General features: G+C 38.6%; 26 protein-coding genes and 1 tRNA gene. 19 read left to right on the forward strand and 8 right to left on the reverse strand.

Translation table 11 applies throughout. The features are described from left to right. Positions 1 to 152: 152 nt before the first annotated feature. Positions 153 to 239: transfer RNA gene (locus NL42_RS14540), tRNA-Leu, on the reverse strand. A 182-nt stretch (positions 240 to 421) separates the two neighbouring features. Here NL42_RS14540 and queA point away from each other — a divergent pair. The 7 genes from queA (at position 422) to secF (ending at position 8,015) form a co-directional block, all read left to right on the forward strand. Further along, entirely contained in the window at positions 422 to 1,459 is a 1,038-nt protein-coding gene (gene queA, locus NL42_RS14545) for a tRNA preQ1(34) S-adenosylmethionine ribosyltransferase-isomerase QueA (RefSeq protein ID WP_461313281.1), read from the forward strand. A gap of 232 nt (positions 1,460 to 1,691) precedes the next feature. After that, complete coding sequence (locus tag NL42_RS14550; protein ID WP_461313282.1) at positions 1,692 to 2,720, forward strand: hypothetical protein; 1,029 nt, start codon at positions 1,692 to 1,694, stop codon at positions 2,718 to 2,720. 84 nt (positions 2,721 to 2,804) lie between these two features. Continuing rightward, complete coding sequence (locus NL42_RS14555) at positions 2,805 to 3,374, forward strand: LemA family protein (protein ID WP_461313283.1); 570 nt, start codon at positions 2,805 to 2,807, stop codon at positions 3,372 to 3,374. Between the two features lie 153 nt (positions 3,375 to 3,527). Beyond that, positions 3,528 to 4,661, forward strand: a complete 1,134-nt coding sequence (gene tgt / locus NL42_RS14560; protein WP_004638765.1) for a tRNA guanosine(34) transglycosylase Tgt — start codon at positions 3,528 to 3,530, stop codon at positions 4,659 to 4,661. Between the two features lie 97 nt (positions 4,662 to 4,758). Then, positions 4,759 to 5,088: a preprotein translocase subunit YajC gene (gene yajC, locus NL42_RS14565; protein ID WP_003655131.1), complete on the forward strand. Its 330-nt coding sequence runs from the start codon at positions 4,759 to 4,761 to the stop codon at positions 5,086 to 5,088. A gap of 51 nt (positions 5,089 to 5,139) precedes the next feature. Further along, positions 5,140 to 7,041, forward strand: coding sequence for a protein translocase subunit SecD (secD, locus tag NL42_RS14570; protein WP_461313284.1), 1,902 nt, complete (start codon positions 5,140 to 5,142; stop codon positions 7,039 to 7,041). A gap of 8 nt (positions 7,042 to 7,049) precedes the next feature. Further along, positions 7,050 to 8,015, forward strand: coding sequence for a protein translocase subunit SecF (secF, locus tag NL42_RS14575; protein WP_080645489.1), 966 nt, complete (start codon positions 7,050 to 7,052; stop codon positions 8,013 to 8,015). A 63-nt stretch (positions 8,016 to 8,078) separates the two neighbouring features. On the opposite strand, the gene coaBC is transcribed toward secF, so the two are convergent. Next, positions 8,079 to 9,332 (reverse strand): bifunctional phosphopantothenoylcysteine decarboxylase/phosphopantothenate--cysteine ligase CoaBC, encoded by a 1,254-nt coding sequence (gene coaBC, locus NL42_RS14580; RefSeq protein ID WP_461313285.1) that lies wholly within the window; start codon positions 9,330 to 9,332, stop codon positions 8,079 to 8,081. Positions 9,333 to 9,431: 99 nt separating this feature from the next. On the opposite strand from coaBC, the gene radC reads away from it, so the two are divergent. Both radC and NL42_RS14590 read left to right on the forward strand, forming a co-directional pair. Further along, on the forward strand, positions 9,432 to 10,151 hold the full coding sequence (radC, locus tag NL42_RS14585) for a RadC family protein (protein ID WP_080645490.1): 720 nt from the start codon (positions 9,432 to 9,434) through the stop codon (positions 10,149 to 10,151). Between the two features lie 61 nt (positions 10,152 to 10,212). Next, positions 10,213 to 11,124, forward strand: coding sequence for a bestrophin family protein (locus tag NL42_RS14590; RefSeq protein ID WP_005309531.1), 912 nt, complete (start codon positions 10,213 to 10,215; stop codon positions 11,122 to 11,124). Between the two features lie 8 nt (positions 11,125 to 11,132). On the opposite strand, the gene NL42_RS14595 is transcribed toward NL42_RS14590, so the two are convergent. Further along, positions 11,133 to 11,984, reverse strand: a complete 852-nt coding sequence (locus NL42_RS14595) for a PHP domain-containing protein (protein WP_461313286.1) — start codon at positions 11,982 to 11,984, stop codon at positions 11,133 to 11,135. Between the two features lie 44 nt (positions 11,985 to 12,028). Between NL42_RS14595 and NL42_RS14600 the strand changes: the two genes are divergently transcribed. Genes NL42_RS14600 through mnmC form a run of 4 tightly spaced genes read left to right on the forward strand, consistent with a single transcriptional unit; the run spans position 12,029 to position 15,350 of the window. Continuing rightward, a complete protein-coding gene (locus NL42_RS14600; protein WP_461313287.1) occupies positions 12,029 to 12,643 on the forward strand; it encodes a septation protein IspZ in 615 nt (204 codons plus the stop codon). Positions 12,644 to 12,677: 34 nt separating this feature from the next. Further along, positions 12,678 to 12,980 carry a YciI family protein gene (locus tag NL42_RS14605; protein WP_005309522.1) on the forward strand — a complete coding sequence of 101 codons (303 nt, stop codon included), beginning with the start codon at positions 12,678 to 12,680 and terminating at the stop codon, positions 12,978 to 12,980. Positions 12,981 to 12,984: 4 nt separating this feature from the next. Then, entirely contained in the window at positions 12,985 to 13,452 is a 468-nt protein-coding gene (locus NL42_RS14610) for a hypothetical protein (protein WP_461313288.1), read from the forward strand. Positions 13,453 to 13,475: 23 nt separating this feature from the next. Continuing rightward, a complete protein-coding gene (mnmC, locus tag NL42_RS14615) occupies positions 13,476 to 15,350 on the forward strand; it encodes a bifunctional tRNA (5-methylaminomethyl-2-thiouridine)(34)-methyltransferase MnmC2/FAD-dependent 5-carboxymethylaminomethyl-2-thiouridine(34) oxidoreductase MnmC1 (RefSeq protein WP_461313289.1) in 1,875 nt (624 codons plus the stop codon). A gap of 37 nt (positions 15,351 to 15,387) precedes the next feature. Here mnmC and NL42_RS14620 read toward each other — a convergent pair whose 3' ends face one another. Then, positions 15,388 to 15,702, reverse strand: a complete 315-nt coding sequence (locus NL42_RS14620; protein ID WP_016137240.1) for a rhodanese-like domain-containing protein — start codon at positions 15,700 to 15,702, stop codon at positions 15,388 to 15,390. Between the two features lie 91 nt (positions 15,703 to 15,793). Between NL42_RS14620 and NL42_RS14625 the strand changes: the two genes are divergently transcribed. From NL42_RS14625 to NL42_RS14635, 3 genes are all read left to right on the forward strand, one after another. Beyond that, entirely contained in the window at positions 15,794 to 16,282 is a 489-nt protein-coding gene (locus NL42_RS14625) for a YajQ family cyclic di-GMP-binding protein (protein WP_004638746.1), read from the forward strand. Between the two features lie 35 nt (positions 16,283 to 16,317). Further along, positions 16,318 to 16,812, forward strand: a complete 495-nt coding sequence (locus tag NL42_RS14630; protein WP_127493948.1) for a DUF4442 domain-containing protein — start codon at positions 16,318 to 16,320, stop codon at positions 16,810 to 16,812. Between the two features lie 76 nt (positions 16,813 to 16,888). Beyond that, positions 16,889 to 17,395 carry a nuclear transport factor 2 family protein gene (locus tag NL42_RS14635; protein WP_461313290.1) on the forward strand — a complete coding sequence of 169 codons (507 nt, stop codon included), beginning with the start codon at positions 16,889 to 16,891 and terminating at the stop codon, positions 17,393 to 17,395. A gap of 69 nt (positions 17,396 to 17,464) precedes the next feature. Here the strand turns inward: NL42_RS14635 and NL42_RS14640 are convergent, their stop codons facing one another. The 3 genes from NL42_RS14640 to NL42_RS14650 are packed head-to-tail and all read right to left on the reverse strand — an operon-like array spanning position 17,465 to position 19,217. Next, the gene (locus tag NL42_RS14640) at positions 17,465 to 17,881 is read right to left on the reverse strand and encodes an acyl-CoA thioesterase (protein ID WP_004789061.1); all 417 of its coding nucleotides are present in this window, start codon (positions 17,879 to 17,881) and stop codon (positions 17,465 to 17,467) included. A 1-nt stretch (position 17,882) separates the two neighbouring features. Next, positions 17,883 to 18,320: a thioredoxin TrxC gene (gene trxC / locus NL42_RS14645; protein ID WP_003655112.1), complete on the reverse strand. Its 438-nt coding sequence runs from the start codon at positions 18,318 to 18,320 to the stop codon at positions 17,883 to 17,885. After that, the gene (locus NL42_RS14650) at positions 18,321 to 19,217 is read right to left on the reverse strand and encodes an alpha/beta hydrolase (RefSeq protein WP_461313291.1); all 897 of its coding nucleotides are present in this window, start codon (positions 19,215 to 19,217) and stop codon (positions 18,321 to 18,323) included. It abuts the gene before it with no gap. Positions 19,218 to 19,406: 189 nt separating this feature from the next. Here NL42_RS14650 and NL42_RS14655 point away from each other — a divergent pair, with 189 nt between their 5' ends. The 3 genes from NL42_RS14655 to NL42_RS14665 all read left to right on the forward strand — a co-directional run bounded on the left by NL42_RS14655 (position 19,407) and on the right by NL42_RS14665 (position 21,562). Then, on the forward strand, positions 19,407 to 19,742 hold the full coding sequence (locus NL42_RS14655) for a protein tyrosine phosphatase family protein (RefSeq protein ID WP_016137245.1): 336 nt from the start codon (positions 19,407 to 19,409) through the stop codon (positions 19,740 to 19,742). A 155-nt stretch (positions 19,743 to 19,897) separates the two neighbouring features. Beyond that, positions 19,898 to 20,002, forward strand: a complete 105-nt coding sequence (locus NL42_RS14660; RefSeq protein WP_371864353.1) for a lipoprotein — start codon at positions 19,898 to 19,900, stop codon at positions 20,000 to 20,002. 186 nt (positions 20,003 to 20,188) lie between these two features. Next, positions 20,189 to 21,562 (forward strand): dihydrolipoyl dehydrogenase, encoded by a 1,374-nt coding sequence (locus NL42_RS14665; RefSeq protein WP_461313292.1) that lies wholly within the window; start codon positions 20,189 to 20,191, stop codon positions 21,560 to 21,562. A gap of 59 nt (positions 21,563 to 21,621) precedes the next feature. On the opposite strand, the gene NL42_RS14670 is transcribed toward NL42_RS14665, so the two are convergent. Further along, on the reverse strand, positions 21,622 to 21,924 hold the full coding sequence (locus NL42_RS14670; protein WP_461313293.1) for a hypothetical protein: 303 nt from the start codon (positions 21,922 to 21,924) through the stop codon (positions 21,622 to 21,624). Positions 21,925 to 22,022 lie beyond the last annotated feature (98 nt).

Genomic DNA, 22,022 nt, shown 5'->3' on the forward strand with positions numbered 1-22,022 from the left:
CTCTCCCAAATGAAATTTCATAAGAGATCAAAACATTCTATAAATTAACAATAAAAGATAAAATTATAATTGATAGGCAGTTATTTTAACCCAACAAAAAAACCCTAAGCCGTTAGCTTAGGGGTTTTCGTAGAATCTTAGGATTCTGAATATGGTCCCGAGGGTCGGACTCGAACCGACACGTCATCTCTGACAGCGGATTTTGAGTCCGCCGCGTCTACCAATTTCACCACCTCGGGAGAGGAAGTATGTTTGTGTTGCGTATATTAGCGCGTTTGTAAAACTTGTCAAACCCTAAGTGAATATTATCGTTCACTTTTAGATCACTTAAACATTTTTCATGATTTAGGCCAGAAGCACAGCCATAAAAAAGCGAAAAAGTTTATACTAGGCGCAATTTTTGCGGTGTTTTTTTCTAAATATGCAACTGTCTGACTTTTCCTTTGAATTACCTGATGAACTTATTGCCCGTTACCCTCTCGAATCACGTAGTGCTTCGCGGTTGCTGCACCTAGACTCAAAGGGTCAATATCACGATCACATGTTCACAGACATTATCGATCTGTTCGAAGAAGGTGATCTGCTAGTACTCAATGACACCAAAGTCATGAAAGCTCGACTTAAAGGAAAACGTTCTACAGGCGGTGCTATTGAGATTTTGGTTGAGCGCATGCTGAACCACACCACAGCGTATTGTCATATTAAATCGAGCAACTCGCCTAAAGCAGGTGCTGAACTTTATGTCGGTGCAGATAATATTCCTGTGATTGTACGTGGTCGTCACGAAAATTTATTTGTCGTTGAGTTTTCACAACCAATTTTGCCTGTCCTTGAGCAATATGGTCAGTTACCTATTCCGCCTTACTTTAACCGTGAAGTAGAAGAAATTGACACTGAACGCTATCAAACGGTTTTTCATAATCCTGAAAAAATTGCCAGTGTTGCCGCACCCACTGCAAGCTTACATTTTGATGAAGAATTATTAGCAAAGTTAGAACAAAAAAATGTTCAAAAAACCTTTGTGACTCTTCACGTTGGTGCCGGCACATTTATGCCCGTTCGTACTGATGACATTACCAACCATATCATGCACAGTGAATGGTGTGATGTTCCTCAAGAAACAATTGATTTAATTTTGGCGACTAAAGCACGCGGAAATAAAGTGATTGCTGTTGGTACAACTGCGACACGTGCCTTAGAAAGTGCAGCCCAAGCACACGGCGGAAAAATCGCAGCTTGGACTGGTGACACACAAATCTTTATCTATCCTGGCTATGAGTTCTGCATCGTAGACCGTTTAATTACCAACTTCCATTTGCCAGAGTCTACTCTGCTCATGTTGGTATCAGCACTATCAAATCGAGACAACATTTTGGCTGCCTATGAGCATGCAGTTAAAAGCAGCTATCGTTTCTTTAGTTATGGCGACGCAATGCTGGTTGATAAATTAGAAGTTTAAAAATTATGGTTGAGTTAAACCATATCGATTATTGAAAAGGTTTAACTCAATCCAAATACTTACAACAAAAAATAATGAATTTAGCTCTGTGAGTTGCAGAAATTTATCTATAAAACTCAGACATCAATTTTTTAAATAAAAATTCCAAATTTAGAAATATTTTGTATTTATCTCTTTCAATTTAAAAGATAATCTATAAATAGCTCTTTATGATAATGAACTCATTACTTTCATGCCAATCGATACTGTACAAGAAGCTCTTCATATAAGACGCAAAAAAAATACACAGGTTTTTCGCAATATTGCTCGACTTTGGGATGCTGGACAAAAATCTCATTCAGCCCAAGATCTTTTAGATGCTTTACATCCATGGCGTGAAGATCACAACCTTCGCTTTTTTAATGTGCTCCCCTATTTACTCGCCATTTGCAGCATCACAACATTGGCCTTTGGCTATTTTCTTCATCCACATATTCAATATATTTGGAGCTTTTTAGGTGCCTTTTTAACGGGTTTTTTAGCGTATTTACTCTATCAATCTCAAGAACCCTTAACACAAGTTATTCGTTATCTAGAACAACGCATGGTGATTTTGCGTTACGGTTTACAGTTTCAGCAGTTACCAGCTTATCTTCCCATTCATGCTCAGCCAGTTTTAGTTCTGAGTAAATTAAAACAGTATTTCCCTCTGTTTAACCGAGGGACTGAGTCTAACGAAATCACTCAGTTTGCTTCGGCTACATGGAACGATGGAGTAACCGATCATCAGGTCTTGCTCTTTCAATATCATTACGTTAATGAAATCCCTATTATTCAAGACCAAAATAGCGATAAAAAAATTATAAAAGAAATTCATAAAGACTTATGGGGCGCTTTTATATTTCAAATACCAGCTTTGGGTATTGCTGTTAGCAATCAACGTTCTCGTTTTTTTACTCCCTACAGCAGTAAATGGCAAAGTAGCGATATTTTAATTAACCAAGAACTTAATATTTTTGGGGTTAATCAACACCAGTTAGCCAAAGAGGTCAGCCCAAGCTTAACTTTAAAATTAAATGATTTTTTTCAGCACTTTAAAGGTGATTTAATTTATCATCACGAAGAACAAATTTTGTGTTATCTGGGTGAGCAAAATCTTTTTCAGACCACCAGTAAGCAAAGTGAAATTCATGATGTTTCAGCATTGCGTGGGCACTTACGTACCATGACCATGCCGCAATATGAAAAATTTCAGCAATTAATGTTGAACTTAATTAAATAAATCTCTCGTATTACTTGATTGTCGTCTCATTAAAAAATGAGAAGTCAAAAAGTACATTGAGGGAATAACAATAAGGAACTGACCATGACTGGTTTATTTATTTTCTTGGGGATTTTTGTTGTACTGATCGTCTGGGGCGTTCACATCCGCAATACCATTGTACGTTATTTTAATGCGACTAAACGCGCTTGGTCTGAGGTTGCCAATTTCGAACGTCAAAAAGTAAAGACTTTAGAGGCGCTTGAGACAACACTTAATCAATATACTCATTTTGAAAAATCGACATTAGAAAAAGTCACTGAATTACGTCAGCAAATTCTTAATTTAAATGTGAATAACACTGATATTTCTCAGCTCCAACAAATCGAGAAAATGAGCAAAGAATTGATTCGCAGCTTAAATATTGTTGTTGAAAACTACCCTGAGCTTAAAGCGGATTCACTCTATAGCAAGATGATGGACGACATTCAGGAACAAAACGAAAATGTGGGTGCGGCGATTACTATTTTTAACCGTAATGTCGAGCTATTCAACAACCAGATTGAAGTATTCCCTAACAATCTCATTAACACCTTAACTTTATCCAAGAAAGCGATTCGCCCTTTTAAGGATAATCTTGTTAATGAAAATTTTGACTATAAACCTAATTTTTAATAGGAAAAAAACAGCCCCTAACCTGTCGGAAATTTAATCTATTTTATAGCCAGCTACATTTAGTAGTAGAACTACATCGCAGAATCAAGGAAAATAGCTCTCTTTTTAGCAGCGAACTGTTTCTTCGCCTCTGCTCGTGTTCAGGATTTTTAGATGAAGTTTGAAAAATTAGGTCAGTCGGGGCGCGCCCGTCGTGGTCGTTTAACTTTAGAGCATGGTGTTGTTGAAACACCTGTTTTTATGCCAGTGGGGACTTACGGCACAGTCAAAGGTATGCTACCACGTGATATCGAAGACATTCAGGCACAAATTATTTTAGGAAATACCTTCCATTTATATTTGCGTCCGGGTCTTGAAGTGATTAAAGAACACGGCGGTTTGCATAACTTTATTAAATGGGATAAGCCAATTTTGACTGACTCTGGCGGTTTCCAGGTTTTTAGTCTTGGCGCAATGCGCAAAATCAAAGAGGAAGGTGTTACGTTCCGCTCGCCGATTGATGGTTCAAAAGTATTTTTATCGCCTGAAATTTCTATGGAAATTCAGCAGGTCTTGAACTCTGACATCGTCATGATTTTTGATGAATGTACACCTTATCCTGCAACTCATGAAGAAGCACAAAAATCATTGCAGCTTTCTTTACGCTGGGCAAAACGTTGTAAAACCCATCATCATGATGAACTCAAAAATAAGAATGCGTTATTTGGCATTATTCAAGGCGGTATGTATGAAGACTTACGTGATGAGTCTTTAAATGGCCTTCTTGAAATTGGCTTTGATGGTTATGCGATTGGCGGCTTATCTGTAGGTGAACCTAAAGATGAGATGATCAAAGTTTTAGATTATCTACCAAGCAAAATGCCACAAGACAAACCGCGTTACTTGATGGGCGTTGGTAAACCGGAAGATATCGTTGAAGCGGTGCGCCGTGGTGTCGATATGTTCGACTGTGTAATGCCAACCCGTAATGCGCGAAACGGTCATTATTTTGTCACTGATGGTCTGGTACGTATTCGTAATAGTAAATATCGCCATGACCAAAGTCCGCTCGATCCACATTGCGATTGCTACACTTGTAAGAACTTTACCCGTGCTTATCTATTCCATCTTGAAAAATGTGGAGAGATGTTAGCGTCTATGCTCGGTACCATTCATAACTTACGTTATTACCAACGTTTAACTGAAGGTATGCGTGATGCATTAGAGAATGGCACATTTGATGAATTTGTTCAGGACTTCTATGCCCGTCGTGGTTTAGAAGTTCCACCATGTCCGGTTGATGAATAAGCCCGATTTGCGCTCAACCTCAAGACAAGGTAAATTGCAAAACGAATTAGGATTATGTCAGGTATCTGACTCATATTTTTAACTTTAGGAAATCAAAATGAGCTTTTTAATTTCTGCTGCACATGCAGCACCGGCAGCTGGCCCAACTACAGGTATTTTGCCAAACATCTTGATGATTGTTGTATTCGTTGCAATCTTTTATTTCTTAATTTGGCGTCCTCAAGCAAAGCGTGCTAAAGAGCACCGTTCTTTAATCGAAAGCTTAGGTGTAGGTAGTGAAGTTGTGTTCGCTGGTGGTTTAATGGGCAAAGTGACCAAAATTGAAGGTGACTATGCAGTTGTTGAACTTAGCCGTGGTGTAGAAGTAAAAATTCAGCGTGCCAGCGTAATTTCAGTATTACCTGAAGGCACTCTAAATAACCTTTAATCATAAAACAGTCGTGCTTTAGCACGACTTTTTCATTTAAGAAGAAAGCGAATGCGTTACCCTGCATGGAAATATTTACTGATTCTGGTTGTTCTGGTAGTCAGTACATTATACGCACTGCCTAGTCTATATCCGGATGAGCCCGCCGTTCAAATTTCCGGTGCCAAAGCTGGTACCCAAATTGATCAAAGTGTGGTGCAAAAAGCAGAGCAAATTTTAAAAACAGCAAATATTGCAAATCACGATAATACTTTTACAAATAATGCTGCCCTCTTGCGTGTCAGCTCTTCTGAAGCGCAGTTGAAAGCAAAAGAAGTATTACGCCGTGACTTAGGTGATCAATATGTTGTCGCCCTAAACCTTGCACCAACCACACCGGAATGGCTGCAAAAGATTGGCGCAAAACCAATGAAACTTGGTTTGGACTTACGTGGTGGTGTCCACTTCTTGCTTGAAGTAGATATGGACAAAGCCGTTGCCCAACGTATGGAAACCTCTGCCACCGATTTGCGTCGTCAGTTCCGTGAAAACAAAATCAAATTTAATAGTCTTACATTAACAAACAATGTAATCACTGTTCAATTTGCTGACAATGCTGACCGTGATGCAGCAATGGATTTTTTACGTCGTAATGGGAATGAATATACCCAACAGGCATTAGCAAGCTCTACAGGTTCTACTTTAAAGCTTTCTTATACTGATGTACGTCGTCAAGAAATCCAGTCGTATGCGGTAAACCAAAACTTAACAACATTACGTAATCGTATTAACGAACTTGGTGTTGCAGAAGCATTGGTACAAAGTCAGGGTAGCAACCGTATTGTTGTTGAATTACCGGGTGTGCAAGATACAGCTGAAGCTAAACGTGTTTTAGGCCGTACTGCAAACCTCGAATTCCGTTTAGTTTCTGACTCAAATGATCAATATATTGACCCATATACAGGTAAATATAATGGTCAACCTTTACCTCCGGGCACAGAAGTTTTTGCTTATGAGTCTTTAGATAGCGGTCGTCAACTTTTGTTGCAACGTAACCGTATCTTGACTGGTGAGCGTGTTCAAAATGCAAGCTCTGGCTTTAGCCAAGATTCTGGTGGTGCCGAGGTAAATATTACCCTCGACAGTGCTGGTGGTAAGCTTATGTCCGATGCAACTCGTAATGCTGTTGGTAAACGCATGGCGGTATTGTTCATCGAAAATAAGCAAAAAATTACTTATGTCACAGATCCTAAAACTGGTGCACAAACAGAAGTTCGTACTCCATACACTGAATCTGTAGTCATCAATGCTGCAACAGTTCAAGCCGTTTTAGGTTCAACTTTCCGTATTACTGGTTTAAGTTCTCCTCAAGAAGCATCAGAACTTGCATTAATGCTACGTGCAGGTGCTTTGGCTGCGCCAATGTATTTTGTTGAAGAACGTGTAGTTGGTCCAAGTCTTGGTCAAGAAAACATTGATAAAGGCGTATTATCAACTCAAATCGGCTTCTTGCTTGTTGCAATCTGGATGGTGGTTTTCTTCCGTCTATTCGGTTTAATCGCTAACTTTGCACTTGTTGTTAACTTAGCAATGATTTTAACAGTCATGTCATGGATTGGGGCTTCCCTCACCTTACCGGGTATTGCTGGTATCGTTATTACCATTGGTATGGCGGTCGATTCTAACGTATTGATCTGTGAACGTATTCGAGAAGAAATGCTCTGGGGAGCCTCGCCCAAGCAGGCCATTGTGGCCGGTTATGATCGAGCCTATAACACCATTTTTGACTCGAACTTAACGACGTTCCTCGTTGCTTTCATTTTGTTTGCAATTGGTTCAGGCACAATTAAAGGTTTCGCAGTAACATTAATGATTGGTATTGTGTGTTCGATGTTTACTTCAATTACAGTGACTCGCGCAATTGTACAAATCATTTATGGTAAACGCCGTAACTTGAAAAAGTTGAGCATTTAAGGAGATCGATGATGACTAAAATGACTCAACAAGATTCAAAACAATATACTCGTCCGGATGATGCAAAAATCATCCCGTTCATGAAGATTGCCAAACCTGCGGCAATCTTCTCGATCCTGATTACGTTGGCGAGTATTTTCTTTATTGCAACTAAAGGTCTTAACCTCGGTTTGGATTTTACAGGTGGTGTTTCTGTCGAGTTAAACTACGCTCAACCAGCAAATCAGTCTGAAGTTGTTCAGGCACTCGGTAAAGCTGGTTTTAAAGATGCGGTAGTACAAACACTGGGTAGTAATAAAGACTTAATCGTGCGCATGCCTGTACAAGATATTAAGGTCGAAGACCTTAGTAATGCCATCAATAAGGCTGTGCAATTACCAAACAATGCTGCAGTAGTTCATAAAGTGGACTCTGTTGGCGGTCAAGTCGGTAACGAGCTGTATGTTCGTTCTGCTGGTGCAGTTGCCCTTGCACTTATTTTAATGTTGATCTACGTGACGATCCGTTTCGAGTTTAAACTCGCGATGGGTGCAGTGATGTCTTTATTCCACGACATCATCATTATTATTGGTGCTTTTGCATTATTCCAGTGGCCGTTTGACCTTACGGTTTTAGCTGCGGTACTTGCTGTTATTGGCTTCTCGCTTAACGATAACATTGTAGTGTCAGACCGTATCCGTGAAAATTTCCGTAAAATTCGTGGAGCGACTCCTCGTGAAATCGTCGATATTGCTTTAACTGAAACTTTACGTCGTACCATTCATACATCCATGACCTTAATGCTAGTCGTTCTAGCAATGATGTTCTTAGGTGGTGATGGCTTACACTGGTTCTCTGTTGCAATGTTTGTCGGTATCTTTGTAGGTACTTATTCTTCAATTTATATCGGTACAGCTTTTGCCTTATGGCGTGGTCTTAACCGTCAAGACTTCATCGTTCAAGTTAAACCTGAATTTGAAGATGACATTCCTTAAGTTGGATAAAGTAAGACATATAAAAAAACCGCGATTAATTCGCGGTTTTTTATTTAAAACATATTATTTACGGCGCAATGCATCCGAAATTGCTTCAACCAACTGTTGAGAAATTTCTTGTTTAGATGCTTTCTCTAACTCACGCTTTTTCATGTGATAGTTTTCAGCGAAGAAAACTGTCATCGCATTTTCATCAGAAGCAAAACCAATATCTGCACGAGACACATCGTTACATGCAATCATATCGAGTTTTTTAGCAACCAGTTTTCCTGCCGCATATTCTTCAACATTTTGTGTTTCAGCTGCAAAGCCCACCATAAATGGACGTTTTTCCTGACCTGCAATGGTTGCCACAATATCTGGATTTTTTACAAGGGAAACATTTAACTCATCCCCTGCTTTCTTAATTTTATGCTCGGCAACTTCTGCTACGCGATAGTCAGCGACTGCGGCAGTTGCAATGAAGATATCACAGCCTGTTTCTAACGAGTTCATACTGATATCTAACATTTGTCGTGCTGAGGCAACATTTACTCTTTTTACACCATTCGGTGTATCTAAACTTACAGGTCCAGCAATCAGAGTCACTTGTGCACCAGCAGCGTAACAAGCAGCCGCTAAAGCAAAGCCCATTTTACCGGTACTATGGTTCGAGATATAACGAACAGGGTCAATCGCTTCACGCGTTGGCCCAGCGGTAATCACAACTCGCTTACCTGCCAACAACCCAAATTTTTCAGCGATTGCACGTTGAGCCTGATGGAAATAGCCAGCCACTTGCTTAGCAATTTCTTCTGGTTCTGGCATACGCCCTAACCCAACATCACCACACGCCTGCTCACCCGCATCTGGCATGATCACATGCACGCCATCTTCGACCAAGGTTTGTAAATTTCGTTGTGTAGCTTTGGCCGCCCACATTTGCTGATTCATGGCAGGTGCAACCCATACAGGAGATTTTGTTGCCAAAAATACTGTGCTGAGCAAGTCATCTGCTAAACCATGCGCAAATTTTGCCAAAGTATCGCAACTTGCAGGCGCAACCAGTAATAAATCAGCCCAACGTGCTAATTCAATATGTCCCATTCCAGCTTCAGCCGCTGGGTCTAAAAGTTCAGTATGGACAGGATTACCAGAAAGAGCCTGAAAAGTTAGTGGAGTAATAAATGCCTGAGCACCATGTGTCATGACCACACGCACATCAAAGCCATAATCTTTGAGGCGGCGGACTAAGATGGCACTTTTATAGGCAGCAATTCCGCCAGTAACAGCTAAAACGATGTTTTTATGAGGAATAACACTTAGATCAAAGCTCACGAACAGGATACCTTACTGTTGCAGTGGCGCTCACAATAGCATTAAATACGCGCAGACCCAAGATTGATTGGGCAAACAAAATAAAATTTTAAGCGAATTATGCTGGGGAATATGAATACTTCTATTAAAAATTGGCCCGAACAAGAGCGGCCAAGAGAACGGTTATTACAACAAGGCCCTCAAAGTCTCTCTGATGCAGAGCTATTGGCGATTTTTCTTCGCTCAGGCTCGCGACAACATTCAGCAGTCGAATTGTCACGTTTACTCATTCAACATTTTGGTAGCCTAAATGCAGTATTTGATTCATCGTTAAGTGACCTAACTCAATTTAACGGAATTGGAGCAACGAAATACTCTCAATTACTGGCAGTCAAAGAACTCGGACGGCGTTATCTCGATCATCACTTTCAGAAAAATAATCTTAGTCTTCACTCTTCTGATTTAGTTTTGGATTATTTGCGCTATGAATTAAAAGGCGAGAAACAAGAAGTCTTTGCTGTGCTGTGTCTAGACCCAGAATTAAGAAAGCTCCATTTTAAAAAGCTATTTTTTGGTTCTGTGCAACATTGTGCAGTCTCGGTCAATCAAACCTTACGCTACGCCTTACAACAACATGCTTGTCAGCTCGTGATTGCACACAATCATCCATTTGGTTCAGCACAACCTTCTGCTGAAGATATTGCCTTAACTCAACAACTAGAACATGCATGTCAACTTGTCGAAATACATCTCTTGGATCATTTTATTATCTCTCCCGAAGGAAGCTTTTCATTTGCTGAACAACAACTGCTCAACCCCGCCACAAGATCAGTTCAATAATATTGACAAAACTTAACTAAGCCTAGAATATCGAAACAAAAATAGTGATGCTTAAAATAAAATGATTGTTCGTGATCAACCTAGTATTTTCAAAGTTTTATTCTCTTGGCGAGGGACGATTTTACCCAAAATTCTCCCCTCCTTAGGGTTTGTTATGTTGATCTCGGCAATCATTGGTGGCGTAGAATACATCAACCTTTATCGCTTTCCAGAAATTCCTTTGGTTGGTTTTACTCTGATTGGTGTCGTTCTTTCTATTTTCTTAGGATTTAAAAATACTGCGTGTTATGACCGTTGGTGGGAAGCCCGAAAATTATGGGGCGTTTTAATTGCAACTTCACGCCATTTTGATCGTGACTGCCGGATTTTGACTCAGGCCCGCCGTGAACGTGTCATTCAACATGTGATTGTTTTTGCTAATGTGTTACGTGATCGTTTACGTCGTCAGACTGCGAATCCAACTGAGTTAATACAAACCAGTGGTATGAGCCAGCAAGCACTCACCCAACTCTATCAGCAAAATAATGCCCCTCAATACACGCTGAGCCTCATTCACTGGGAATTATTACAAGCACTTAAAGAAGGTGAAATCTCTGACATCATCTATGCGCAGATGAATAAAAATGTTTCAGATTTAAGTGTTGTGCAAACTGGCTGTGACCGAATCGCCAATACACCAATTCCATTTGCTTATTCAGTTTTGCTCAATCGCACTGTTTATTTTTTCTGTTTTATGTTGCCGTTTAGTCTTGGTTCATTGCTTGGTTTAGCAACACCTTTACTGGTTGGAATTTTGGCATATACATTCTTAGGACTTGATGCACTAAGCTCGGAAATTGAAGAGCCTTTTGGTACTCAAAGTAATGATTTACCTTTAGACGCCATGGTACGTAGTATCGAAATTGAACTTTTAGGAACACTAGGCAAGCCTACACCTCCTCCAATTCAAGCTCAAGATAATAACTTGCTCTAAAGCAATATTTAGAGAAAACGCTCCCAAACACCTTGCTGATTAGCCGTTGGTTTAGGAGTATTTCCCAATTTAATCCATGGCATATTTTCACCATGAAAATCGCTGCCAATCGATACGGCCAATTGATATTGCTCAATCATCCGATCAACCATATGACGAGTAGATAATGTTTCCATGGGTGGAGGTAGCTCAATTGCATCTCCACCTGAGGTCGCGAACAATTCAATTAAATATCGCACATTAGTAGCAGATAAATCGTAACGGGTTGGATGAGCTAAAACTGCTAACCCTTTACTTTCATGAATCATGTCAATTGTTTCTTTTAACCCTAAACCTTCAAATTTTACAAAAGCACGTCTTCCCTCTTTTAAGAAACGATCAAATGCTTGTTGAGGACGGGTTACAACTTTCTTTTCGACCAATGTTTTAGCAATGTGAGTTCTTGTCACTCGATCAGCCTGATTTTCCACTTTGGCAAGAACATCGTCATAAATTTGAAAACCAATACATTTTTCTAATAAATCACAAATTACTTGAGCTCTTTGCGCTCGTACTCTTTTTTGTTGTTCTAATGCTTCTAAAATTGGTGCTTCATCTTGCATGTTTAAAGCAACAATATGTACGCCATAACTCTTTTTGGTTGTTAGGCGTGACCACTGACTTGAAATTTCTGTACCAGAAATGATTTTTAAATCATGGCCTTGTGCAGCAATTCTAGCTCGCTGTAACCCATCCATTGTATCGTGGTCAGTTAAAGCTAAAGTATGCAAATTCACATCAATAGCAGCTTGCACCAGTAATTCCGGAGACAAAGTTCCATCAGAAATATTGCTATGTGTATGTAAATCTATGCCTTGCATCTTTTATACTATGCCATTCACCAAACCTGATCAGATACTCTAACATGAAAGCACTTCTGGACTTTGTTCCATTAATTATTTTCTTCTATTTATATAAAACAGTTGATCCAGCTAACGCACAGCATCCTTTACTTAAATTGATCGGGTCTGCTGGTGGTGTCGATAATAATAATATTCTTGTAGCAACTACTGGCTTAATTATTTCAATGCTTGTGGTATATGGTGCCCTATTTGTTTTCCAAAAATTCCGTCTAGATAAACAACAGTGGTTCGTATTGTTTATGACTGTAATTTTTGGTGGCATCACCCTCATGTTAAGTGATGATTTTTATATTCGCCTAAAAGCTGCAATTTTGAATTTGGTTTTTGCAGGCGCATTCTTGGTTTCACCTTGGTTTGGTAAAGATCGTAAACCTCTTATAAGACGTTTATTTGACCCTATTTTAGAGTTAAGTGAAAAAAGTTGGAAAAATCTAAACTTCGCTTGGGCAGTCATGTTTGTAGTGATGTCTTGTTTACACGTGTTCTTTGCATTTTTATTTCACGGCGGAAAATATTGGGGTGAATTTACTGCATTTGGTGACATGATTGTCATGTTTTCATTTATCATTATTCAGTTCATTATTTTACGTAAGCATTTTAAGTCACCAGACGCTTAAAGTGGTTCCTGATTGATTATAGAGATACGATTACATGCCTTTTTTTGTTCTAAGCTGTACCGATAACGAAGGAACTTTAGAGAAGCGCTTAGCAGTACGCCCTCAGCATATTGAACGTTTGCAAAAACTTGATGATGAAGGCCGCCTTGTTACAGCGGGAGCTATGCCAAAAGACCCCAATGATCCTCAGGCAGGTTTTTATGGCAGCACCATGATTGTTGAATTCGACAGTCGCGAAGCATTAGATGAATGGTTAAAAGAAGAGCCATTTCTCAAAGAAGGCATCTATGCCCACATTGATGTAAAACCGTTTAATAAAGCATTTCCAAAAGGGTAATCGCATGCAGCCTGCAATCAAAAGCTTTCTTGGCTTGTGTTTGATATGTTCAACTGCTGGAGCAGTTGAACCTGCTGCAACACCAGCAACAACTCCTCCAAGCACGCCTTCAACTCAGGCACCTAAACCCGCTCCTACAGCACCAACAGGTGTAAAAACAGCCACTACAACTCAACCACTTACGGCTGAACAGCTTGTAAAAAATAAACAACAGCAAGATGCGAAAATCAAAGCTTTAGTTCAAGATCAAGCATCTCGTTTAAAACAGTTAGAACACGCCAATCTTGAAGCACTCGCCCAGAACCAAGAGTTACAGTTAAAAAATGATAGCCTCTCTGTTCAGGTTCAAGTCTTACAAAGCGAACGTAGTGCGCAAATGTTTTTATATGGCGCTGTTACCTTAGCTGGTGGCGTATTGCTAGGATTTTTTATCGCTAGTTATATTCATACAAAACGTCGACGCCAGTGGTAAATCCAAGCAACTTATTAAACTAAATGAACGTATCAAACCGTATACAAACAGCAGAACTGGACTGGGAACTCATCGATGGTATCGAGGTTCCCGTTTCCAAACAATTTGGTGATGTCTATTTCTCTAAAGATAATGGCTTACTTGAAACACGACATGTTTTTCTAAATGGTAACGACTTATCAGAACGCTTAGCCAATCTAAAAGATTTTGAATATTTCAGTGTAGGAGAAACTGGTTTTGGTACTGGTTTGAACATTCTTGCACTCTGGCAACTTTGGCAACAGGTCCGTCCAGACAATCAAAGTCATTTACATGCCATAAGTGTTGAAAAATTTCCATTAAATAAAGCTGACCTGATTCGTGCTTTAAATGTCTGGGATGAGCTTAAACCACTTGCAGAGCAGTTAATTGAACAATATCCGCTCCCTATTGCAGGATGTCATCGCTTAACTTTTCCCAACGAGCGTTTTAGCATCGACTTATGGTTAGGAGATGCACAAGATATTTTCCCAAGCATGGCTAAAACGAAAGCAGTAAATGCTTGGTTTTTAGATGGCTTTGCACCCTCTTGCAATCCAGAGCTATGGGAACAAAACGTTTTAAGCCATATCGTACGTCTTTCTGACTATGGCAGTACATTTTCCTCTTTTAGTGTCGCGGGTGTTTTAAAACGTGGGCTAAAAGAGCATGGTATTAGTATTTCCCGTCCACGTGGTTTTCGACATAAACGGGAAATGCTCAAAGCAATATGGAACCCACCTCAATCTGATGATGAGTCCTTAGAATTAGACCAAGTTCACTCATTAGGTAACAAACAACAGCATATTGCGATTATAGGAGCTGGTGTAGCAGGTTTAACTACGGCGTGGGCATTTGCAGCACGCGGGCACCAAATAACTCTATATGAGCAAACAAAAGCATTATCTGGCGCTTCTGGAAACCCTTTGGCATTGCTTAATCCTAAACTATGTCCGATTGAACAAAGCCATGAACATCTCATGACTTTAAGTTGGCAACATGCCTTAAATTTTTATAAAAATTTTCAAGCATTCCGTCCACTTCAAATACAACAAATCACATTGAAAAATGCAGATGAACTTCTCGATCTTGTAAATCAATATCCAGCTGATGTTGTTACCCATTCAACAAACTCACTTGAAACTACATACTCAAGTGTTTCACTGACCGAAGCGGGTTCTGTTTCACCACATCAACTACGTGATGAAATTTTGAAACACCCTTTAATTGCTCTAAAAATTGTCCATGTCAAAGCACTGGTTCCTTTTGAAAATAAAGTTCAATTGCAGGCTGGTAATGAGGTTATTGCTGAAGCAGACCATGTTGTTGTGTGCTGTGCTCGGGAAAGTGCTGCTTTATTTGAAAGCTATCCACAGTTAAAACCAATACGCGGACAAGTGAGCTGGGTTAATAATTCTTTTGCTCCCCTACCTTTAAATGAAGCTTATAGCTATGGGGGGTATTGCATGCAGCTTGATGCCTCACAGATGATTCTAGGTGCGTCTTTTTACCCAAATCGTGAAGATCAAGATGTACTTACCGACGACCATGTGCATAACTTTGAATTAATCCACAGCGTATTTCCTGAATATGCAGAAAAGTTACCATCAACTTCGATATGGCAAGGCCGTGCATCTATCCGCGCACAAAGCTTAGATTATTTCCCGCTGTTAGGAAAAATGCAGGAAAATAGCCGAATTGCTACTTTTGCTGGTCTGGGTTCTAAAGGCTTTCTATTTGCTCCACTATGCAGCGAAATCTTAGTTGCGCAGATATTAGGAGAAGCTTGTCCTGTACCGGACCGCCTATTACAGAAATTGAATCCTCAAAGATTCCAAAAAAAAGTAAAAGCTAAAAAGCCGTATTTCAAACCACAGTAGTTCTCTTCAATAAAAAAGCACCCTAAGGTGCTTTTTTTTATGCGCCCTGCTCTAGAGGCAAGCCGGCATCACGAGCTGCACGAGTCCCCCCCATCAGCACGACATATTCACGCGAGGCATCCAATCCTTCTAGTGTCTCAGCTGCACGAGGAGCTTTGCTACCACCACCACATAAAATATAAATCGGCTGACCCGCAGAGACCTGGTTCAAAATATCAGCATTCAAATCATTAATCGGGCGATTTACCGCACCTTTAACATGCCCTTCTGCATAAGCATTTGTATCACGGACATCCCAGATAACAGCATTTTCTGGGAATTCAAATGTTGTAATTTCTTGTTTACGGATCATTGTGCACTCCTTTGATGTAAACAACACTTGGCAAATGAAGAAAACCCTCTTAGCATCTCAAATATTCTTTCCCTTTGTAAAGGTCTAAACTATGCCTTCTTTCGATATTGTCTCTGAATTAGAGATTTTTGAAGTTAATCACGCTGTACAGAACACACAAAAAGAGATTGCAACACGTTTTGACTTTCGTGGTCATGATGTTTCAGTCGAAATAAACGAAAAAAATAAAGAAATTAAAATCAGTACCGAAAGTGATTTCCAGTGTGAACAGGTTTACAACATGTTAGAAAATCATTTTTATAAACGTAAAATTGATGTGCAAGCACTTGATCCACAAAAAGCGGCTGCTTCAGGCAAAAACTTTGTACAAGTGATTAAACTTAAAGATGGTCTTGACTCAGATACTGCAAAAAAAATTAATAAAGCCATTAAAGAAAGTGGCGTTAAAGTGCAATCTTCTATCCAAGGCGACAAAATTCGTGTAACGGATAAAAAGCGTGACACTTTACAACAAGTCATGAATTTTTTACGTGAACAACAATTTGGTGTGCCATTGCAGTTTAATAACTTTAAAGACTAATCTCTTGTCGTGACATTCAAAGCTAAGGTAAATCCATGTCTCAATCCAACCGTCTATCAAAACTGGTAAAAGCGACTTCAAAATTCCCTAAAGGTATTCGGAGTACGCTTTGGAGCAAGGCGTTTGGTCGTATCGTGCCAATGGTGGGTACAGCAAATATCCGCTATCTGGAAGTAGACTCAAACCACGTTACTGTCCGCTTAGAAAACCAAAAAAATATGCAGAATCATATTAAAGGAGTCCATGCTGCGGCGATGGCTCTTTTAGCAGAAACTGCAACAGGTTTTCTAACCGGTTTACATATTCCTGATAACCGCATTTTATTAATCAAATCATTGCATGTAGATTATTTAAAAGTAGTTGAAGGCGGTTTGACTGCTACAGCAACATTGTCTGCTGAACAGCAAAAGTTTATTGCAGATAATGAGAAAGGTGAACTTGTGATTCCGGTTACTGTCATTGATGATGCGGGCAATGAACCAATCCACTGCCAAATGCTGTGGGCATGGTTACCTAAACGTAAGAAATAATAACTAATCTAAAGTACTTTTAGATTTTTATTTGCCTCAAGATATAAAAAATTATTTTTTGTATCTTGAGGTCAAAATGAAAAAAATACTGATTCTTTCCTCTTTGTTTAGCAGTTTAATATTTACAACAATAACGATTTATGCGACTGAACCTCACGTTAAAACCAGTAAATTAACTTCGACAAAATCAGAAGCGATAGATAAAGTAAGCGCTCAAAACAAAAGAATAGTCATCGACTTTTATGAAGGCATCTTTTTAAAACATAAAGTCAAAGAATATGCAGACCGTTATATTGGTCAACAATACATTCAGCACAATCCTAATGTGCCAGATGGGAAAGCACCTTTCGTTAATTTCTTCACTGAAAAATTCCAAAAGAATCCTCAAGCTAAAAATGAGATTAAACGTGCGATTGCTGAAGGTAATCTTGTCGTTTTACATGTCCATTCGACTGAAAATGAAAAAGATCGAGGAAGAGCGATTGTTGATATATTTCGTGTCGAAAATGGAAAAATCGTAGAGCATTGGGATGTGATACAAAATATTCCAGAACAAAGCAAAAATACCAATACGATGTTTTAATTTCTAAAAATTAATTTTTCTTTTGTATAAAGATTAAAGCCTGAATACTGATATTCAGGCTTTCTAAGTTTATTGAGTATCTAAAAACTTTTGTCTTGCTTCTTCTGGTATTTGACGCTTATTACCCTTTACATCCACTGCTACAAAGGTAAAGACTCCTTCAGTAATACGTATTGGCTCACGAGAGTCATCATGACTATCCCAAACTTCAATTTGCATCTGAATAGAAGTATTTCCAACTTTTAAGATTTTGGTATAGCAGCTAATGACAAAGCCAACCTTTACCGGAACCAAAAAGGTCATCTGATTAATGGAAATCGTAGCACAGCGGCCACGACTGAAACGTTCTGCGTGAATTGCTCCAGCCAAGTCCATTTGTGACACAATCCATCCACCAAACACATCACCACTCCAGTTTGTATCTGCTGGCATGGCAATCGTTTGTAAAGATAAAATTCCTTCTGGTTTGGTATAAGCTTCTGACACCTTAGCTCCCGAAATTCGTTTGAAGTTGTTGATCGAGCCACTGCTGCAATTCAGGCGCACGTAATGCACCGCTAATACGCGCGACCTCTGTCGTTTTATTCATTAAGACAAGTGTCGGAATACTTCTCACATGAAAAGCTTGGCTCAAGCGAGGAGATTCTTCGGTATCAATCTTGGCAAAGATAACGCCTGGATTCTGTTTTGCGACCTGCGCAAAATGTGGCGCCATCATTTTACAGGGTCCGCACCATTCTGCCCATAAGTCTATGAGAATAGGTAAATCACTATTCGTGATGTAGTTACTAAAATTTTGCTCGTTTAGCTCAATAGGTGCAAGCGGTAGTAATGGCTGATGACATTGCCCACAGCTTGGTTGCTCAGGAAGTTTTTCTTCCGGAACTCGATTTTTTGCACCGCACGATGCACATACAATAATCATTTACATCACTCCTATATGCTGATGTAAAAATTCTAATTGGGTTATCACTGCTTTTTCAAACCATAAACCGTGATAGATATCAAAATGTTTCATATCCCACTCATGATAACTCACAAAAGGTGCAATATTTGTCGCAGCTTCGCGACTGGACTCAATAGGAATAAGTGAATCTTTTTGAGCCGCAATAAATAAAACTGGAATATTAATCTGGCGTACAACTTGAATTGGACGGTATCGCATCAAATTAAAAAAGACACGAGCTGGGACTTCCCCACTCCAATAATATTCAGGATTTACAATTGATAGATAACCATAATAACTATCTGCTGTAGGCATAAAGCATAAATTTTGTTGATCGACGACAGGTAATCTCTTTGGATTAAGTCCCATTTTTGATCCCATATAATCCTGACTCGACAACTTCAATGCTTGAGGATAACGTTGCAAAGGATAGAGCTTGGCAGTTTCAGCGCCATCTACATAAGGAATTTGTACTAAGATTGCCTGAATATTCTTTAATTCAGAAGCTAGGCTTAGCGCATATCCACCACTTAAAGAAGTTCCCCACAGCACAATCCTTCGGTTATCTACAAGCTTACAGGTCGAAGCATATTGAATAACGGTCTTCCAATCTTCTAATTGGGAATTGATTGAGACCATTTCTCTAGGCTTGCCAGTGCTCCCACCCCAATATCGATAATCAAACAAAATAACAGCATAACCTGCTTGAGCGAACCGCTGAGCATATTGGATTAATTTAAATTGACGCAACGCTGCAAAACCATGGGCCATAATAATTACGGCAGATTTCTTATTAGTTTTAGGAATATAAAAATCAGCTGCGATCGTTTCCTGACCACATGGAACATATAAAGGCTCAACCGTATAAGCGTGCATATGTGCTCCGTTGAAATAGAATATGAATAACCAATTTTAAAATAGCGTAATGATCATTTTTAAAATTTATAACTTAGCTATAAGACATAACTTTCTCAGTCAGAACAACACACGAGTGTCTTGTATCTCAGGTTAAGCTTAATGCTATGATACAGCATAAGAGGTTTTGTTAAATTTTGGAGTGACGAAATGTCAGATAATGTTGGTTTCGCAGGTCAAATTGGTCCAGAGCATGTTGGCCAAGTTGTAGAAAAAGGATTTAAATCGATTATTAATAATCGACCAGATATGGAAGGCGGCCCAGAACAGCCTACAAGTGCTCAAATTGAAGAAGCAGCACGCCAAGCAGATCTAGACTATGTTTATCAACCTGTTGTAGCTGGACAAATTACGGAACTCGATGTACGTACTTTTGCAAATCATTACAACGAGTTACCAAAACCTATCCTTATGTTTTGCCGCACAGGAAATCGTTCAAACAATCTCTATCAATTAGCAAAACAGATGGATTTATTAGACGACTAATTTTAAGAAATTAATATTCTATAGAACCCTATTTCTTCCTTAAAGTAGGGTTTTTTTGATAACTTATTTTGCATATCTCTGCACGAATTCAACAGAACTAAAAATAATATTGATCTAAAGTATTTAAATCTTTTTTGAATCATTTATTAATTTTTATGAATAAATTTATATTCGCTCTTCTAAGCTGTTTAATTCTTACAGCATGCTCCTCAATGCAAGTAAAACCGACGGTTGGAGTAACTATGGGTACAAGAATTTAAACATGTCATTAATGGCATAAGCATTGAAGGTCAATCTATTAATCAATAATGGGACTGTTTCAACCACTTTAAAAACGCCTTTTATGCAAAAATTTACATTTTAAAGCTAAATAATTAGAAGCAAACCCTCTGTTCAAGAGGGTTTTTCTATATATTCTAAATATCTATTAAAATAGCTTAATGACAATGTTCGATATTATTATCATTGGTGCAGGTACTGCTGGTATTAGCGCATATAAAGAAGCCGTTAAACATACCAATAATATTTTAATTATAAATGATGGACCATGGGATACCACTTGTGCCCGTGTAGGCTGCATGCCAAGTAAAGTCCTCATCTCTACAGCAAATCGTATGTTTGACATTCAAAATGCTCAAGAGGTTGCTTTGGAGGTATCTGCAAAAATTAATACAGATCAAGTGATGCAGCACGTACAAACTTTACGTGATCGTTTTACGCAAGCAACTTTAAAAGATGTAGAACAATGGCCTGCAGAACATAAAATTTCTGGTAAAGCACATTTCATTGATCCACAAACTGTAGAAGTTAATGGGCAACGGTACCAATCAAAAAGTTTTATTCTAGCTGTCGGTTCAACTCCTAATTATGAACAAACTTGGAAGAAAGAACTTGGTAATCGGCTTATAACAACAGATCAAATATTCGAGTTAAAAACACTACCTAAATCTATTGCTGTCATTGGTAGTGGTGTAATTGCCCTTGAGATTGCTCAAGCAATGCATCGTTTAGGGGTAGAGACTACAATCTTTGCTCGCAGTAAACGGATTGGAGTACTTACTAGTTCTAGGCTTCAACAACTTGCACAAAAAGAGCTAGGTAAAGAGTTAAAAATTCTATTCGAAACGCTACCAAGTGAAGTTAAATACGGTGAAGAAAATGCTTTATTAACTTACCAACTTAATGAAACAGAGAAAACTCTCAAAGTTGAGTATGTTTTAGCAGCAACAGGCCGTACAAGTTTAATTGATACTTTAAAACTAGAGAATATTGATAATTCTTTTAAAGATATTAAATTATTACCTATAAATGCAAAAACCAAGCAGTTAGATACATATCCAATTTTTGTTGTTGGTGATGCTTATACCTCGACACCACTACAACATGAAGCTGCACATGAAGGCAAGAAAGTTGTTTATAACTGTTTGAATTACCCACAGGTTAATTCAGTGAAGACACTTACTCCATTAGGAATTGTATTCAGTCATCCTGAAATGGCAATCGTCGGGCAAAGTTATAAACAACTAAAAGATAACGGTATAGACTTTATTACAGGTGAAGCCTCTTATGAACGGCAAGGAAGAGCTATAGTTCTTGGGAAAAATAGAGGTTCTATTGAGATTTATATAGATAAAGAAAGTCAAAAGCTTCTAGGTGCCGAGCTATTTACAGAAGCAACAGAGCATATGGCTCATCTATTAAGCTGGATAATAGGCGAAGAATTGACTTTAAATGAAATTCTAGAGAAGCCTTTCTATCACCCTACCCTTGAAGAAGGTCTTCGCACTGCTTTAAAACATGCTCGTAGACAGTTGAAATAATCAATTTAGAAGAGCTCTTTTAATAAAACTTAGCTCTTCTATACATTGAATTGTTCTAATTAATTCATTTGATGGGAAATAACTGCAACTAGTGAAGCATTCTTTTCAGATGAACTAGTATATATCCATGTCTCTAAAGTTTTTCCATCTTTAGAAATAATATAATTTGTTGTAATCAAATTTTTATCTTTAGATATTTCTTTTTTATAAGTTAAATCAGTAGATTTAGGAGGTAACCAACTTTCTAAATTCTTCTGAATTTCAGTTGAATTTCCTTCTACAGCTTCATTAGCATGGATAGATTTACTACCAAATATTATAGCTATCATAAAGATAAATATTTTTAATCCTACAAATTTCATTATTAACACTCTTATTATCATTTTAAGGCATTTTGTTTATAGCACGAATTTCCATATTAATTTCAATTCCGTGCATAAAAAAACACCCCCAACTGTTA

This window comes from Acinetobacter sp. GN11 (assembly GCF_054823985.1).

Bases quoted from the DNA above. Each gene is read 5' to 3' on its own strand.
- queA (WP_461313281.1), top strand. From the start codon at position 422: ATGCAACTGTCTGACTTTTCCTTTGAATTACCTGATGAACTTATTGCC.
- NL42_RS14550 (WP_461313282.1), top strand. From the start codon at position 1,692: ATGCCAATCGATACTGTACAAGAAGCTCTTCATATAAGACGCAAAAAA.
- NL42_RS14555 (WP_461313283.1), top strand. From the start codon at position 2,805: ATGACTGGTTTATTTATTTTCTTGGGGATTTTTGTTGTACTGATCGTC.
- tgt (WP_004638765.1), top strand. From the start codon at position 3,528: ATGAAGTTTGAAAAATTAGGTCAGTCGGGGCGCGCCCGTCGTGGTCGT.
- yajC (WP_003655131.1), top strand. From the start codon at position 4,759: ATGAGCTTTTTAATTTCTGCTGCACATGCAGCACCGGCAGCTGGCCCA.
- secD (WP_461313284.1), top strand. From the start codon at position 5,140: ATGCGTTACCCTGCATGGAAATATTTACTGATTCTGGTTGTTCTGGTA.
- secF (WP_080645489.1), top strand. From the start codon at position 7,050: ATGATGACTAAAATGACTCAACAAGATTCAAAACAATATACTCGTCCG.
- radC (WP_080645490.1), top strand. From the start codon at position 9,432: ATGCTGGGGAATATGAATACTTCTATTAAAAATTGGCCCGAACAAGAG.
- NL42_RS14590 (WP_005309531.1), top strand. From the start codon at position 10,213: ATGATTGTTCGTGATCAACCTAGTATTTTCAAAGTTTTATTCTCTTGG.
- NL42_RS14595 (WP_461313286.1), bottom strand. From the start codon at position 11,984: ATGCAAGGCATAGATTTACATACACATAGCAATATTTCTGATGGAACT.
- NL42_RS14600 (WP_461313287.1), top strand. From the start codon at position 12,029: ATGAAAGCACTTCTGGACTTTGTTCCATTAATTATTTTCTTCTATTTA.
- NL42_RS14605 (WP_005309522.1), top strand. From the start codon at position 12,678: ATGCCTTTTTTTGTTCTAAGCTGTACCGATAACGAAGGAACTTTAGAG.
- NL42_RS14610 (WP_461313288.1), top strand. From the start codon at position 12,985: ATGCAGCCTGCAATCAAAAGCTTTCTTGGCTTGTGTTTGATATGTTCA.
- mnmC (WP_461313289.1), top strand. From the start codon at position 13,476: ATGAACGTATCAAACCGTATACAAACAGCAGAACTGGACTGGGAACTC.
- NL42_RS14620 (WP_016137240.1), bottom strand. From the start codon at position 15,702: ATGATCCGTAAACAAGAAATTACAACATTTGAATTCCCAGAAAATGCT.
- NL42_RS14625 (WP_004638746.1), top strand. From the start codon at position 15,794: ATGCCTTCTTTCGATATTGTCTCTGAATTAGAGATTTTTGAAGTTAAT.
- NL42_RS14630 (WP_127493948.1), top strand. From the start codon at position 16,318: ATGTCTCAATCCAACCGTCTATCAAAACTGGTAAAAGCGACTTCAAAA.
- NL42_RS14635 (WP_461313290.1), top strand. From the start codon at position 16,889: ATGAAAAAAATACTGATTCTTTCCTCTTTGTTTAGCAGTTTAATATTT.
- trxC (WP_003655112.1), bottom strand. From the start codon at position 18,320: ATGATTATTGTATGTGCATCGTGCGGTGCAAAAAATCGAGTTCCGGAA.
- NL42_RS14650 (WP_461313291.1), bottom strand. From the start codon at position 19,217: ATGCACGCTTATACGGTTGAGCCTTTATATGTTCCATGTGGTCAGGAA.
- NL42_RS14655 (WP_016137245.1), top strand. From the start codon at position 19,407: ATGTCAGATAATGTTGGTTTCGCAGGTCAAATTGGTCCAGAGCATGTT.
- NL42_RS14660 (WP_371864353.1), top strand. From the start codon at position 19,898: ATGAATAAATTTATATTCGCTCTTCTAAGCTGTTTAATTCTTACAGCA.
- NL42_RS14665 (WP_461313292.1), top strand. From the start codon at position 20,189: ATGTTCGATATTATTATCATTGGTGCAGGTACTGCTGGTATTAGCGCA.
- NL42_RS14670 (WP_461313293.1), bottom strand. From the start codon at position 21,924: ATGAAATTTGTAGGATTAAAAATATTTATCTTTATGATAGCTATAATA.